Below are 15,354 nucleotides of genomic sequence, written 5' to 3' on the forward strand. Positions count from 1 at the left end.
TCTTTGAGGCTCTATGCTTTACTGGTGAAAAAATGATGTTATTACAGTGCCGTCGATAGGGTATAACTTTTCCATTGCTCGACATCATTGGTGAGGATATCTATCTTTTTATAAACAATATCATAAGCGTCGCTGCCCAAAAATAAATGTACGGGTGGATTTTCTGATTGGGATATGGCGATTAATGCATCGGCTGCTTTATCAGGATCATTGGGTTGATGGCCATCAATATCGTTCAAGTGTGCTTGTTCAGATTGACGGGCGGCTTCGTATGCTGCTATCGTATGCTGTGGAGTCTGAACAGATCCTTTAGCTAGAAAATCGGTGCGAAAATATCCCGGATATACGACCGTTGCCTTTATTCCAAATCCTTTTACTTCTTCAGCTAGACTTTCTGTTAAACCCGCAACAGCAAATTTAGTGGCACAATAAATTCCCCAACCTGCAAATCCCCCCGAAAAACCACCTATCGAAGCAATATTAAAAATATGTCCCGATTTATGTTGGCGTAAATAAGGCATCGCGTTTCTAATGATATTTAAGGAGCCGAAGACATTGATGTCAAAACTGCTTCTCGCTTCTTCGTCCGTTAATTCTTCTAAAGTGCCTATTTGTCCAAAACCTGCATTGTTAACGATAACATCTAGCTTTCCAAAATGCGCTATACTCGTTGCAATTGCATTTTTTACGTCCTCGTTGTCGGATAAATTTACTTCTATTGGTAAAAATAAATCCGATACATCACCAAGCTCTTGGATCAAAGTGTGTTTATTCCGAGAGGTGGCAATTACCCTAAATCCTTCTTTTAATAATTTTTTCACTAGTGATAAGCCCAAACCTTTTGAAGCTCCTGTGACTAACCATACTTTTTTTGTATTCATCGTTTTGATTTTTATGATAATACAAATGTAAAATGATGCTCAAGAGTAGGATAACGAAAAGCTAACAATAACTTACGAAATTATAACATTTCTAAATTTCGTGGGATTAATGTCTAAATGTTTTTTGAAGAAATTATTGAAATGCGTCACTTCGGTAAAGCCTAATGCAAAAGCAATTTCAGATACATTCCAATCGGTTTGGACTAAAAGAACTTTAGCTTCTTGTAGCAAGCGTTCGGCAATGATTTGGGTGGGAGTTTTATGGGTGATTTCTTTGACTGCTCTGCTCAAATGGTTGACATGTACTGCAAGTTGACCGGCAAAATCAGATGCAGAACGAAAATGTACCCTTTGTCTGGCATCTTCAATAGGAAATTGTCTTTCTAGTAGTTCCAGAAACAAAATAGCGATACGATGTGAAGCATTGATTTCTTGTTTTTCGATCTTTTTTGCGGGCTGCATTTTTAAGGTTTGATGCAGAATTTCAAACACCAAATTCCGCAACGCATCGTATTTATGTACATACTCCGAATCAATTTCTTCAAACATAGTCAAGTAGATATGCTTTATCTTTTCGGTTTGTTCGTCGCTAAGTTCAAAAATTGGAGTTCCATTAGGCTGGAAGACTTCATAATTTCTCAAGTTTCCGAAATGATGAAAAAATGAAGGCGTAAACACACAGAAAAAACCGGACTGCTCGTCGTCAACTGATTCCCAATTATAGGGGATCTGCGGGTTGGCAAATAAAAGTGCTTGCTTTTTTATCTCGATTTCCTTATCGGCATAATAAATTTTGTTTTTGCCAATAATTAAGCTGATTTTATAATAGTCTTTCCTACTGTATGGTACCGGTTTGGCATGGCTACCTACAAAATCATCTAATCTAAATACATTAAAATGGCCAATCTCTTTCCGGATATTATCAGGGACCCAATTGAGCTTGGTCTTATAAAAATCTTCAATTGATTGTGTCTTTTCCATTTTTCAAAGTTACAAAAAACAAACAACTGAAAGCGTGCTCGGTTCTCTACAATAGTCTGTCATGCAGACTTCATCGTATCTATTTGAAAAATTTTCATAGATACAATTGGTATAAATCCATTAGCTGTTGATGTCCTAGCAGCATTTTTAGCGATTGTGAAAAGGGGGGCAAGGTATGATGAGTTTAACAAGAACAATTTAGCTTATCAGCAATATGTATCACGAAATTGGATGTTATTGCGAATGTTGAAGAGAGGGGGCAATATGGAAAAATAGGAGTCTGGTTCCAAAAGGCGTAAGAGTGGTTTTTATGTAAAATGATCTGTAATTTTTAATTAAGCTACGGTAAAAAAGGAGATACAAAATCTGTATCTCCTTGTATTGCTAGATTGTTTTATTCCTCTTATTTACGGTGTACCGCTAGAAAGGATGGTCCTGTAAATAACGTTTCCTTGGTGGTCGATGCACTGCACCTGTAATCGATCCTGATTTAGGGAGAAGTACATAAACCCATAAATAGAGGCCTCAAAGCGACTATAACTTAAACCTTTTTTAACAGGAGTCACTTCAGAACCGCTTCCTGAAATGAACTGATGGAAACAATTGTTATCCATCTTTAAATGCTGCATAGAATGTTCGTGTCCAGACAGGTATAATGGAATCCGATGTTTGGTTAACAAGGGTTGCAAGACCTTCCTGACAGCTAATGTATCATAGTTCTCCGTGCGCGGACCTGCCGTATATAGCGGATGATGACCGACTACAATCTTCCATTTTGCTTTAGAAGATTGAAGCAGCTCATCTAGCCAAGCGATTTGTTTTTCAGGTTGTTGACCACTCACATGGGGACCATATTCGCTATTCTGATAGAATTCGGGTATCAATGGATTGGTGTCTATAAAAGCGAAAAGCACCTCGACGTCATCCTTGATCTTAAATGTTTTACTGTAATAACGTGCTGGCATCTTCCATCTACGGCTAATGCTGCTGTAGCGTATCTGGGCATCGGGATCTGACTTGTAATCATGATTTCCCAAGATCGGATACCAATCCCATTGCAAAGAGAAATCGGTATAGACATTTTCAAATGAATAATGCCATAGCGGATCGTGTTCGCTAGCAACTCCTGAAGGATAAAAATTATCACCTGTCGAGATGATAAAATCATTGGGATGCTCGCTGGCCCATTTGCCCATTTGCTGTGCCACCTGGATCTGATGGTCAGCACCATTGCGTCCCCAATCGCCAACAGCTAAAAAATGCAGATCATACTCGTCTCTTAGCAAAGCGCGGCTATTGATATCTTCGCTCTCTATTCTTGTTGTTGATCCATCAACTATATTCCCCAAAGGTAAACCAGAAAGTCTACTGGCCATAGCAGTACCCAAGGTACTGATGACAAATGCTCTTCTTTTCATGTTCAACTGTGATTAGTACCCGTTATTCTGTTTCCATTTTGTATTCACTTCCATCACAGGTCTTGGGATAGGAAATATGCGGCGGAAGCGTTCCGAATATCCTGCGCTGTATAAAGATTTGAATCCCCAGTCTTCCTCAAATTTGCCAAAGCGGATCAAATCATTTCTGCGCCAAGATTCATCAGAAAATTCCCTCGCTCGCTCGTCCAGTATATCGGTTAAAGTAGGTGGGGCAGTTAATGCAGGAGCATTGACATAGGCACGTATTTGATTCATCAGCGACATGGGTGTTTCCCCATTTGTAGGTGCTGCACCCCGTAAGATCGCTTCGGCTTTCATCAATAAAATATCGGCATATCGGAAGATAGGCACATCGTTACTTTGATTTCTATTATTTGCAGCCGTTACGTTTACATCCATGTAAAATTTAACCGATCGGTAGCCCATCGATCGCCCTTTTTGATCATTACCTGCATTGAGTGTCGGACCTCCATCTGGGCGAAGTTTGATTTCTTTTGTCGTTTCCATATGCCAGTCAAAAGTGACATTAGCATCGCTGCCGGCATAGTCTTGATCGATCCCTTTTTTAGAAGTTTTGATTAAAAATGGACGCGTTAGATCTGGAGCATAGTCAGACCAATAGTATTGAAGTCCACCCATGTAAGCCGCATTTCTGTCATCACCTGTCAGGTTGAATTTGGCTAGGAAAGTAGGTAATACGCGGAATGTGCCCCCCACACTTTGTGGTAGTTGAGCAAATTGATTTTGTCCGCTGCGGTGTATCCAAAAGCGTGCATAATTCATTCCTTGCTGTTTCTCTCGATCGAAAGGCATAGCAAATATGAAATCTTTGATCTGCGGTCCATTGTCGGGATGGAATTTTTCCATGAACTTGTGGCTGCTGAGGTTAAATTGACCAGACCCAATAATGTCATCACACATTGCTACTACCTGTGCTAGTTTTTCATTAGGCATGCCTGCGGTGTAGTTTGCGACATCACTCGAGGTATATACGGCCCAATTGAGGTATAATTTGGCTAACAAAGCATCTGCCATGTAACGTGTTGCTTTACCATATGTGGAGGCAGAAACTTCTTTGGGCAAACGATCTCGAACAGCCAATAATTCGGTGGAGATGAAGTTGGCAATTTCAGATCGTGAAGAGCGATCTGGAATTTGATCAACCTTGCCGGTGATCAGTGGTGCTCCTCCAAAATTGTCCATCAATATAAAGTAAAAGTAAGCTCTCATGGCGCGCATTGGTGCGGCTTTATCACTTTCATTATCCCCAAAAATGGCCAGTACATTGTTGGAAAGATTGATGCCGGACATAGCTGCATTCCACATCGTTGGCAGGATGGCATTATCAGGAGTCCAATTATGGACATGGAGCTCGCGGAATCGACCGCCATCATACCAATCGGTACCCAAAGAAAGGCTCACGGCCTCGTCAGAGGATAGGGTTTGCGCCATCCAATGGTTGTTGCCTAATGCAGCTCGATATGCAGCATAAACATCTGCTGATATGGCTTCCGCTGCTCTATCGGTGGTTGGAAATTCGGTATACTGTGATTTGATATCCACATCTAAATCGGTACAGGCAACTAAAGTTGCCGCAAATGCAGATAGGGTAAAAAGACGGAAATATGGTTTTGATTTCATGATAAAATATGCTGATTATAAGTTAAAGTTTAGACCAAACAGGATGGTTCGGGTGCGTGGATAGGTCTGCCTGTTATCAATACCAGGAGTGAGGCCGCCAAGATCTACTTCAGGATCTATCCCCTTATAGTTGGTGAGTACAAATACATTGTTCATAGTAGCATAAAGCTTGATGTTTTTCAACTGGCCGCCGATACTTCGAATGTTGTAGGAAAGTCCCAGATTGGCTAAGCGCAGGTAATTGCCATTTTCCAGGTATCGGTCTGATAAATAGTGTGCATTGATATCAGTAGCTTTTTCCGTTTCGATCACACTGGCCAGTAGGTTTTTCTGACCGGCATTGCCCACAACATTGGAATGGCGTGCTCGTGTCGCATTCATGACCTTGTGACCAAATACCCCTTGAAACATACCGGTTAAAGCGAAGTTTTTGTAGGTTAACGTATTGTTCCATCCTAAAGTTAGTTTTGGTTGTGCACTTCCGGTGATGGTGCGATCTTTATTGGTTGGCGTGATGGTGGTTTCACCTGTGCGTTGTTTGGTCTGTACATCGCGTACATAGAAGGTCGATATACCTGCATCATTATAACCAGCCCATTCCCATGTGTAGAACTGACCAATGGGGGCACCCTCTTGAAGCCGTTGCTGAAAAGCATTACTTTGACCGGCTCCGCCCAAGTCTGCTAAATCTACGTAGTCAGTCGAAAATTCTTGGTTTGTAATACGGGTTACTATATTTTTATTATGGGATGCCACGATGCCTGTGTTCCAATTGAAATGTGTTGATTTTACCGGAACAGCATGGAGGGTGAGCTCGATTCCTTTATTATTGATTTCACCGACATTAGCTGTTAATGACCGATACAAATACTTGGTCGTGGAAACTGCATAATCATAAATGAGGTCCGTGGTGTTTTTATCGTAAAATTCTAATGTACCGCTTAATCTATTATGGAGAAATGCGAAATCTAGACCTAGGTTGAGCATCCCAGTGCGCTCCCATCGTAAATCTGGGTTTGAATTTCGAAGCGCTGCGAGCGTCCGAAGATCGTTGCCGAAAGCATCTGTGTAGAAACTCGATGTGGCGCCGTAGACTTGTCTTGCGGTAAATACATCGAAGCCCAAGGAATTGCCGCTGACGCCATAACCAGCACGCAATTTAAGATCATCGAAGAAATTCATATCACGAATAAAGGATTCTTCTGACAGTCTCCAAGCTCCTGAAATGGAGGGAAAAGTCGCCCATCTGTTGTTGGCTCCAAATGCCGAAGATCCATCTCGTCTTACTGTAGCTTGAAAAAGGTACTTATTGTCATAAGCATAATTTACTCTTCCATATACAGAGATCATACGTAATGTCGAAAGGTAATAATTACCAAACCCCAAGATATCCACAACATTGGCCATACCTGGATTATAATAGCTTAATCCATCATCGTAATAGTCCGAAGTCGTCAACTGAAAGCCATCATTATTATTGTTTTCTTCCCATGAATAACCGGCTAACGCTGAAAACTTGTGTACATCTCCAACTGTGCGATCAAAGCTCAGGTTCATCTCCATGATCTTGCGTTCATCTTCTACTGCAGCGCGGATAGATTTTCCATTTTGATTACGTGCTGCCATGGATAAGCTAGAATAGTATTGCGCATTGTTATACTGACGGTTCTGTAAGGAGAGGTCAATGTTATAGGTCAGGCTGGGCAATATTTTATAACCGACTTTGGCATGCGCTTGTATCATTTTGCTTTTGGTATAGTTCGTATTCTCTTCTATCAATGACACGGGATTAACATATTGAGAACGATCTGTTTTTTCAAACCAAGCACCAGATTCTGTCCGGACCGGAGATACGGGTAAATAATAATACATGGCATCGTATACACTTAAGCCATCTCCAAGCGCTAGGACATCATTTTGTTTGGTGATACTGGTATTAATACTGAAAGAAGCAGTCAGGCGATTGTCCAGTGCTTTGGTTTGTACAAATCCACGCGCGATCTGGCGGCCTAAATCTGTTCCTTTGATCACACCATTGTTTTTAAAGCTATTGAGGCTGGCACTATATTGCGTTGTCTCTGTACCACCGATAAGGGATACATTGTGATTATTGGATATGCCTGTACGTGCGACCTCGCGTTGCCAATCGGTATTTGCACCGAGGTCATCTGTAGGTTCCATCGAAAATTTGTTGTCAGCAATATACTGCCTATACTGCTCTCCGGTCATCATCTCATACCGTTTAGCGATTTTGTCTATCGCCAAATATCCGTTGTAACTGATACTGGCCTGTCCAGCTTTACCGCGTTTGGTTGTCACGATAATTACACCGTTGGCTGCTTTGGATCCATATATAGCCGTTGCTGATGCATCACGTAAGACATCGATCGATTGGATGTCGTCTGGTGCCACAAGCGCAAGTGATGCCCCAGGAACTCCGTCGATCACATAATACGGTTCCATTGCTTCTCCACTTCTTAAGGTCGAAGCGCCACGCAAACTGACCGAAGGTGCGGCATTGGGATTACTATTGTTGGTAGATATGGTCAATCCCGGTACTTTACCCTGAAGCATCTGAGCAGGAGAAGTCATGACACCAACATTCATATCTTCTGCTTTGACGGTCGTAATGGAACTGGTGAGATCTTTTCGGGAGATACGGCCATATCCGATAACCACCTCATCCAATGTCGTTGCTGTGGGGGTAAGCTTGACACTTAACGCCAATGGTTTTCCGGGTTGGACACGGTAACCGGATAGTGTATCTGATCGAAAACCTACCGAAGAAAATATAAATTGATAAGGACCACCTTCGGGCAGGTTACGAAAAGAGAAAAGTCCTTTTTCGGAAGAACTCGTCGTGAAAGCTTTACCCGATTCCCGATGAAGGGCTTTAATGCTGACTCCAGATAAAAACTTGCCATTTTCATCTTGTGTTGCTCCTTTTACTTGTTCCTGCTGTGCTTGTACTTGGGAAAGACCTGCAGTAAATAGTGCAAAGAATAACACGCTTTTTCTGAATTGGTTCTGTTTGTTGAACATGATTTTATTAGTAATTGATTTATGGATTGATAAGCTGATCGGTTATAAATTCTTTTTGACGATAGATGGTATAAGAACCATCCGGTTCTTGTACATAACGCAGGTCATTGATGAGACAGATCACTGCCAATACCTCTTGCAGTGTTTCGTGCTGTGGATCGATACTGCCTGTGTATTGGATGTTAGCTACGTCTTGCTCACCTATTTTTATTGAAGCGTTATAAGTTGTCTTGAGGGTAACAAAAACCTCAGACAATGGAATATTGTTGAGTTGAATTAAAGTGAGGCTTAGCTTATTCTGTTCAGGAGTACTGATCGCTGTTACTTCTTTTTTAATCACACCGGCGTGATGCGCTATGATATGCATCTGCTTATTAAAATATAGAGATTCTCCAGTATTTTTTAAGAATACATTTTCAAATGCAGGTTGCTGAGCGGTTGAAGCAACGACAACTTTTCCGGTATGGAGCGTCACAGATATATGTTTCGCTTGGTTGCGTGTATCAATAGTAAAAGAGGTGCCTAGAGCAGTTGTTTTTGTTCCGCTGGCGTATACGCTAAAGGGTCGTGAGGCATCTTTCGCAACTGAAAAATAGGCTTTCCCGTCTAAGTAGATGACGCGATTCTGATTGCTGAAATGTTTTGGGTAGCGGATGGTACTTTGTGCAGATAATCTGACTTTAGTGCGGTCAGGTAAGGTATGTGTCTGGATGGATGTCTGGTTGTTGATTAATGAAATCCAGGTCGTATCCTCTTTAATACTTGGTTTTTTCTGTTGCTCAACTAGATTAGGTCTGTTAATATAAGTAGCTGGTTTTATCCAAAACCAAATACCCAATGATAACAATAGGATGACCGAAGCAGCGGCATAATAGGTAACCCGTTTGAGATGAATTTTGCTATTGTAATGACGTCCTTCAGGTTCACTTTCCTTGTTGATTTCGTCACGGATGTACTGAGCCATTTTAGTTGAGGGGGTGATCTGGTTAGGATCTCCTTCATGGGACTGCCATTCTTGATCAGGAAATATATCTTCAATAATGGATGGATCTTTCCATAAATGCTTTCGGATAAATCGCTTTTCCATACTTTTTTGCTGATTGCCTGTTTTCTTTTTTCTGAACCTCATACTAGCATTACGTGGTTCGACAGGCTATCCCTAGCGACTTAACAATTATTTAATCTAGGATGGATGGAATACGGAAGTATTTTGACTTGTATTTATCTTATTATAAGGAAGATAATGGTTGTGGAATGGAATATTTAATTTGTGCTAGATACCTGTATGTTACCTAGAGCATAATCGAATAAATATGCTGTTTGAGTTGCATAAGCGCTTTGCCAATATGGTGTTCGACAGTTTTTGGGGAAATGGAATACAGTTGCGCAATTTCTTTATGAGTGAGTCCTTGTTTACGACTCAACTCAAATACAATACGACGCATTTTGGGCATGTTTTCGATGTCCTGCTCCATGATCTGCAAGAGATCTTTACTTTCGATAGCAGTTATCAAACTGTCGGTGAATGGGGTATTTGCCGATTCGCCTTCATACTTAAAACGGTTAGATTCTTTTCGGAGCAAATCGATCATCACTTGTCTAGCCATTCCAAAAATTTGGATATGAATGCCCAGTTGTTCGTTCAATTGGTTTCGTTGCTTCCATAATTTGATGAACGTAAGTTGTGTTACTTCCTCAGCAATGTATTCGGATCGGGTTTTTAGTAGGATAAAGCTATAAATTTGGGTATGATATTGGTCATAGACCTGAGTGAAAATTTGATGGTTATCTTCTTTTATCGCTTTAATATGTTCCATACCTGAGCAAAGGTAAACTGTCCTTGTGGCATATTTATTAAGCGAATATTATGATTTTGTGAAGAATCTATCCATTTAAATTTTGATCAGGATACTCATCCATCCTCATGTATGGTCCAATTAGATTTGCCCTTGATCAGGATGGATGAGTGAAGCTGTTTTAAGTCATTAATACCTAACTTGTAAGACTATTTCACCTAGATCGGCTAAATCTTCTTGTGTTGTAAAGACCACACGGCCTTTTTTTGACAATACTTCCCAAGCGATATTACTCACAATATCATCAAGTGCATTTTCGTGGTTTGTATCTTCTACAAGATCAAAAGTTCTTTCGTCTAGCATGACCACTGGTTGCGCAAAATCATTATGAACGATCAGAAGCTCTCCGCGACCATCTAATGCCGCTTGATAGATTTCTTGTAAGTCGGTCAGTACTTTACCTGTCCCAACAGCTTCTTTCATCTGACTGATGGCTTGGGTACGCTCTTGCTGCTGTAGGGATTCAATAATCTTCCAAGATTGTTTGACGATTTCATGAGGAGCCACATGATTATAATTGATTGCAGCATGACCAATATAAGCAGCTGGGATATCGGCTACCTGTTGCAGTTTGCTGTAATTATCTTCTGTAGCAATCACGATGCAGGGCAATCCAGTTTCGTGGTGCACTTTTACGAATGCTTTATCGACATGATTTAGATACTCACGCACCATGTTGTCCACTTTTCGGGCATTGCTGCCTTGGTCTGCATTTTCAACTTGAAGCGTATTCTCAGCAAAAGGAAAGTCATCATTAGTGATTTCAGTAATTATACTATCATTGACTGCTTCATAGATTCCTACGCCACTTTGCGACAACAGCATCAATAAATAATTGGTACTTCTATTATTGGATTTGATGAGTGAGCGTACAGCAAATCTTTCGGCGATATGTACACCTTCGTGACTAGTCTGCCATGCAGATTTTATAATTTCCTCTGTATCATTGGATAGAAAAATATGTAAACTGTCCAAGCTATAATTGAGATCAATTTTAGCACTTATAGTCTGTATTTTTTCTAATAGCGGCGCTATCGTTTTTTTATCAAACTCTGCAGTCAATCGATCCTCGGCTTCTTTAAGTAAATTTTTCAATGAAACAGCATCTGTCAAGTTGTCCGGATGCGTGCGATGTGTATTCAGTGATATGGTTACACAAGGAATACTTTTTACATTGGCGATTTTCTGTAATTGTTCTTTTAATATCATAACTTTTACATTTTATTAATCAGAAATTTAATTTAAAACTGATATTTGTTGAGTGTTTTGTTAATATAGTTAAAAAACACTTCATACCCAAGAAAGTTTGGGTATTTAACTTTATCTTAACAGGGAAAAGATCTTCTTGATGAATGTGTTTGTGAATGGACATAAGTTCTATTGATGGAAATCAATTCAAGCATCTGCAGCGTGAACAGCCTACCAGTAAGAATGGTAGGAAAAACAGGAATACGGGTAGATGATAGCTGGTCTTTATTACTGAAATTTGATACGGAGTGGTCAATGCTAGATGGATGATCAGGAGATGTTATGTGATGATCGGATATAAATCAATGCTATTTGGTGGTTCATAAAACCTTTGACCTATTTTATTTGTTTTAACAGTAACTCAAGTGGAGTAGATCGAGCATTTTATGTCTGCTTTATGGCGTAAAAAATATTCTAATTATGAAGAAAAATACGAATTTTAGTAGAAGATTTTTTTTAAAAACTACAGGAGCATTCACATTACTGGCGTCCATTCCTGCAGTTTTAAAAGCTACTTATATACAGGTTAAGGAGTTTATTGTTCCTTCTAAACGTATTGTACCTTTAACAGTTTCTGTCAATAAAAAAGCGTATCAGCTGGATTCAGATACCCGTACCACTTTGTTAGATTTGTTGCGTGAGAATTTGGATTTGACAGGTACTAAAAAAGGTTGCGATCATGGTCAGTGCGGGGCATGCACGGTACATGTTGATGGAGAACGGGTCCTCAGTTGTTTGACGCTCTCTGCGATGCTAGTCGGGAAGGAAGTGACGACTATCGAAGGTATTGCCGATGGTGATCACTTGCATCCTATGCAAGAGGCTTTTATATCCTGCGATGGATTTCAATGTGGATACTGCACTCCCGGTCAGATTATGTCTGCTATTGCTTGTGTCAAAGAGGGGCATACCCATTCCGTCGAAGATATTAAGGAATATATGAGCGGCAATCTTTGTCGTTGTGGAGCCTATAATGGTATCGTTGAATCTATTCAAAAAGTTGCTGCATCATGAAGCCATTCGAACTTATAAAAGTGACCAATACCAAGACTGCACTTTCACATAAAAAAGAACAAGTACAGTATATCGCTGGAGGGACCAATCTGGTCGACCTCATGAAAAAAAATATTCATCTTCCGGATACTTTATTGGATATAAATGATGCACTTATACGTCACATCGACAAAAAGGATAATCGTATTTTTATTGGAGCAATGGTTCGTAATACAGAAATCGCAACAGATAAAACGGTTTTAAAAGAGCTGCCCTTACTGTCCAAAGCCGTTTTAGCTGGTGCTTCTCCTCAAATTCGTAATATGGCATCTACCGGTGGCAACATTTTGCAGCGAACCCGATGTCCCTATTTTTATGATATCACGACCAGCTGCAATAAACGGATACCGGGTTCTGGATGTAGTGCATATGAAGGCGAAAATAGAATGAGTGCGGTAATCGGATATAGTAAGGACTGCGTAGCTGTTCATCCATCTGATCTATGCGTGGCATTTGTGGCATTGGATGCGCAAGTACACGTAATCGATACAGATCATAAAAAATCAATTATTCCTTTTCAGGATTTTCATCGTCTCCCTGGAAATGATCCTCATTTGGATAATAACTTACCTGAGCATGCCTTGATTTCCTTTATTGAAATACCTGAAAATCCATTTGCGCGAAATTGTGCTTATATCAAAATTAGGGATCGTGCATCTTATGCTTTTGCTTTAGTTTCGGTAGCTGCGGCTTTACATATGCAAGGAGATCGTATTATTGATGCCAGGCTTGCTTCTGGAGGAGTAGCACATAAACCTTGGCGCTGGTTGGAGGCAGAAGAATTTTTAAGAGGTAAAAATGTAAGCGATCTTGTTTTTAGCCAAGCTGCGGATATCATTGTCGGAGATTTACATCCCCTGGCACACAATGGTTTCAAATCTAACATGTTGAAAGGTGCTGTAGAGACTGCTCTCGCACAATGCCTTGTCGTTTAATCGGTTTAAATAACTGGAATTATTGGTCATTGTACCTAATTTTTTCGAAAAAAATAAAATGTAAGCATGAGATACTTCGAACAACAACATCAACCACCGCGAGAAGGGCGCGTTGAAGCGTTGGATAAAGTTACCGGAAAAGGTAAATACGCTGCAGAATATAAATTAGATGGCATGTGTTATGCGGTTTTGATAGGTAGTACCATTGCTAGTGGAAAGATCAAAAATATGGATTTGACAAAAGCAAAACAAGTCAAATCGGTCATCGGTTTTGTTTCCCATTTACAAAAACCTGAAGTCCCTGGATTTGCGAGCGAGGCGATGATCAAAGCCTCACGCTTTGGGCTTCCGATCTTTCATACGGATACCATTTACTTTAAAGGGCAACCCATCATATTGGTCATAGCGGAAACACTTGAAGATGCCACGTATGCAGCTTCTCTGGTAGAAGTGGAGTATGAGACGGCTCCATTTAATGTCGATTTTGAATCTAGCTATGGGGCAGTGCCTATGAAAGAAGCAGGGAAAGAGCGGGGAAAATTGGATGCATGGAGCGATGCAGCTGTTGTCGTCCAAGAAGAGTATAACATCAAGCCTGAAGTACACCATCCGATGGAAATGCATGCTACGATCGCCCAATGGACCAGTGAAGATCATCTCATGCTATATGACAAGACGCAGGGCGTAAATAATGTTCAACAGGTCATTGCACCTTTATTTAACCTGAAAAAGGAGCATATAGAAGTGATGAGCGAATTTGTTGGCGGAGGCTTCGGTTCTGGACTTCGCGTATGGCCTCATGTGCTGGCTGCGATTATGGGTGCTAAACAGGTTAAAAGGCCTGTAAAACTCATGCTGACCCGCCCCCAAATGTTTATCGGAACAGGATACCGGCCTGCCTCATGGCAAAGAATCAAGTTGGGTGCAGACCTCTCTGGCAAGTTTTTGGGTATTCATCATCAAGCCAAAAACGAAACTTCGCTCTACGAACGTTTTTCTGATCAGATCACCCGAGTGACCCGATTGATCTACAACTTTGACCACCTAAAAACCGAAGATGCTCTAGTACCTTTAAATATAAATGCGGCTACGTGGATGCGTGGACCAGGTGACTGTACGGGAGATTTTGCGATCGAGTGTGCGATTGACGAACTGAGTTATAAACTGAAAATGGATCCGCTAGATGTACGATCTAAAAATATTGCTGCAACACATCATCCTGACAATAAGCTGCCATGGTCATCCAACTACCTGCTGGATTGTATGACAGAAGGTGCGAAACGGATCGGATGGAAAAATCGAAATGCTGCACCTAATGCCATGCGGGAAGGGGACTGGCATGTTGGTTATGGAATGTCTGTTGGGATGTGGAATGCAGGAAGAAATAAAACTAGTGCCGCCATTAAAATGATGTCGAACGGTCAGATTATCGTACAAACGGCTATGACTGATATCGGAACGGGTACAGGTACGGGTATGAAAAATATAGCGCACGAGCTGACAGGGATTCCTAGAAACAAAATTACGATTGAATTGGGTAACTCCAATTTACCACCTGCACCAAGTCAAGGTGGAAGTACAGGAATGTCATCTGTGAGTGGTGCAGTAGTTGATGCGGTCAATCTGCTAAAATTAAAACTTGCTGAATATGCTGCAGTAACGAACCTTAAATTTAAAGACGCGCCTGAAGAATCAATTGTATTGTCTGAAACAGGAATTTCGTTAGCTCATGAACCGACTGTAAAGGTCTCCTACAGCGATCTCTGGAAGACTAATAAATTAGATACTGTAGTGGTGGAGGCGACATCCGCACCAGGGGAGGAACGCAAGAAATATGCTTTCTGCTCTTCTGCTGCTCATTTTTGCCAAGTTAGAGTCAACATAAAAACTGGAAAAGTGAAGATTGATAAATTGATCTGTGTTGCTGATGGAGGTAAAATAGTGAATGAAAAGGCCGCTGCTAATCAGATGTCAGGTGCTGCAGTAGGAGGGATTGGAATGGCTTTGATGGAAGAAAGACGCTTTGATCATAGATTTGGTGGACTTATTGGTGATGATTTGGCTGGTTACCATTTTCCAGTCAATGCTGATGCCCCAATCATTGATGTGAGTTTTATCGGTAAACCGGACCCTCATATTAATCCTACAGGAGCAAAGGGTCTGGGTGAGGTCGGGATTATTGGTACTGCGGCAGCAATCGCAAATGCCATATATCATGCGACAGGAAAGCGGCTACGTGATCTGCCCATCACAGCAGATCAGATACTAAGTTAAGTAC

11 protein-coding genes are annotated in these 15,354 nt (G+C 40.9%); 3 read left to right on the plus strand and 8 right to left on the minus strand.

Annotated elements, in window-relative coordinates; translation table 11 throughout:
• Nucleotides 1-41: 41 nt before the first annotated feature.
• From C8N37_RS17885 to C8N37_RS17920, 8 genes are all read right to left on the minus strand, one after another.
• Complete coding sequence (locus C8N37_RS17885) at nt 42-881, minus strand: SDR family NAD(P)-dependent oxidoreductase (protein ID WP_108160180.1); 840 nt, start codon at nt 879-881, stop codon at nt 42-44.
• Between the two features lie 72 nt (nt 882-953).
• A complete protein-coding gene (locus C8N37_RS17890) occupies nt 954-1,862 on the minus strand; it encodes a helix-turn-helix domain-containing protein (RefSeq protein WP_108160181.1) in 909 nt (302 codons plus the stop codon).
• Nucleotides 1,863-2,269: 407 nt separating this feature from the next.
• Nucleotides 2,270-3,280: a purple acid phosphatase family protein gene (locus C8N37_RS17895; protein ID WP_108160182.1), complete on the minus strand. Its 1,011-nt coding sequence runs from the start codon at nt 3,278-3,280 to the stop codon at nt 2,270-2,272.
• 12 nt (nt 3,281-3,292) lie between these two features.
• A complete protein-coding gene (locus tag C8N37_RS17900; protein WP_108160183.1) occupies nt 3,293-4,942 on the minus strand; it encodes a RagB/SusD family nutrient uptake outer membrane protein in 1,650 nt (549 codons plus the stop codon).
• Between the two features lie 15 nt (nt 4,943-4,957).
• Entirely contained in the window at nt 4,958-7,984 is a 3,027-nt protein-coding gene (locus C8N37_RS17905; RefSeq protein ID WP_108160184.1) for a SusC/RagA family TonB-linked outer membrane protein, read from the minus strand.
• A gap of 19 nt (nt 7,985-8,003) precedes the next feature.
• Nucleotides 8,004-9,071 (minus strand): FecR family protein, encoded by a 1,068-nt coding sequence (locus C8N37_RS17910; RefSeq protein ID WP_170114562.1) that lies wholly within the window; start codon nt 9,069-9,071, stop codon nt 8,004-8,006.
• Nucleotides 9,072-9,276: 205 nt separating this feature from the next.
• Complete coding sequence (locus tag C8N37_RS17915; RefSeq protein ID WP_094773689.1) at nt 9,277-9,801, minus strand: sigma-70 family RNA polymerase sigma factor; 525 nt, start codon at nt 9,799-9,801, stop codon at nt 9,277-9,279.
• A 168-nt stretch (nt 9,802-9,969) separates the two neighbouring features.
• Nucleotides 9,970-11,049 (minus strand): baeRF3 domain-containing protein, encoded by a 1,080-nt coding sequence (locus C8N37_RS17920; RefSeq protein WP_108160186.1) that lies wholly within the window; start codon nt 11,047-11,049, stop codon nt 9,970-9,972.
• 459 nt (nt 11,050-11,508) lie between these two features.
• On the opposite strand from C8N37_RS17920, the gene C8N37_RS17925 reads away from it, so the two are divergent.
• The 3 genes from C8N37_RS17925 to C8N37_RS17935 all read left to right on the plus strand — a co-directional run bounded on the left by C8N37_RS17925 (nt 11,509) and on the right by C8N37_RS17935 (nt 15,350).
• Nucleotides 11,509-12,102 (plus strand): (2Fe-2S)-binding protein, encoded by a 594-nt coding sequence (locus C8N37_RS17925; RefSeq protein ID WP_108160187.1) that lies wholly within the window; start codon nt 11,509-11,511, stop codon nt 12,100-12,102.
• Nucleotides 12,099-13,076 carry an FAD binding domain-containing protein gene (locus C8N37_RS17930; protein WP_108160188.1) on the plus strand — a complete coding sequence of 326 codons (978 nt, stop codon included), beginning with the start codon at nt 12,099-12,101 and terminating at the stop codon, nt 13,074-13,076. Before C8N37_RS17925 ends, C8N37_RS17930 begins: the two co-directional genes overlap by 4 nt.
• 66 nt (nt 13,077-13,142) lie before the next feature.
• Nucleotides 13,143-15,350 carry a xanthine dehydrogenase family protein molybdopterin-binding subunit gene (locus tag C8N37_RS17935; RefSeq protein ID WP_108160189.1) on the plus strand — a complete coding sequence of 736 codons (2,208 nt, stop codon included), beginning with the start codon at nt 13,143-13,145 and terminating at the stop codon, nt 15,348-15,350.
• Nucleotides 15,351-15,354: the final 4 nt, after the last annotated feature.

It is taken from the genome of Sphingobacterium faecium (genome assembly GCF_003054045.1).
In the GTDB taxonomy this organism is placed as follows: Bacteria; Bacteroidota; Bacteroidia; order Sphingobacteriales; family Sphingobacteriaceae; genus Sphingobacterium; species Sphingobacterium faecium.

What these genes read in the sequence shown, in the direction of transcription:
- C8N37_RS17905 (WP_108160184.1), bottom strand. Translation starts at nt 7,984, where the DNA reads ATGTTCAACAAACAGAACCAATTCAGAAAAAGCGTGTTATTCTTTGCA.
- C8N37_RS17900 (WP_108160183.1), bottom strand. Translation starts at nt 4,942, where the DNA reads ATGAAATCAAAACCATATTTCCGTCTTTTTACCCTATCTGCATTTGCG.
- C8N37_RS17925 (WP_108160187.1), top strand. Translation starts at nt 11,509, where the DNA reads ATGAAGAAAAATACGAATTTTAGTAGAAGATTTTTTTTAAAAACTACA.
- C8N37_RS17935 (WP_108160189.1), top strand. Translation starts at nt 13,143, where the DNA reads ATGAGATACTTCGAACAACAACATCAACCACCGCGAGAAGGGCGCGTT.
- C8N37_RS17895 (WP_108160182.1), bottom strand. Translation starts at nt 3,280, where the DNA reads ATGAAAAGAAGAGCATTTGTCATCAGTACCTTGGGTACTGCTATGGCC.
- C8N37_RS17930 (WP_108160188.1), top strand. Translation starts at nt 12,099, where the DNA reads ATGAAGCCATTCGAACTTATAAAAGTGACCAATACCAAGACTGCACTT.
- C8N37_RS17890 (WP_108160181.1), bottom strand. Translation starts at nt 1,862, where the DNA reads ATGGAAAAGACACAATCAATTGAAGATTTTTATAAGACCAAGCTCAAT.
- C8N37_RS17920 (WP_108160186.1), bottom strand. Translation starts at nt 11,049, where the DNA reads ATGATATTAAAAGAACAATTACAGAAAATCGCCAATGTAAAAAGTATT.
- C8N37_RS17885 (WP_108160180.1), bottom strand. Translation starts at nt 881, where the DNA reads ATGAATACAAAAAAAGTATGGTTAGTCACAGGAGCTTCAAAAGGTTTG.
- C8N37_RS17915 (WP_094773689.1), bottom strand. Translation starts at nt 9,801, where the DNA reads ATGGAACATATTAAAGCGATAAAAGAAGATAACCATCAAATTTTCACT.
- C8N37_RS17910 (WP_170114562.1), bottom strand. Translation starts at nt 9,071, where the DNA reads ATGGAAAAGCGATTTATCCGAAAGCATTTATGGAAAGATCCATCCATT.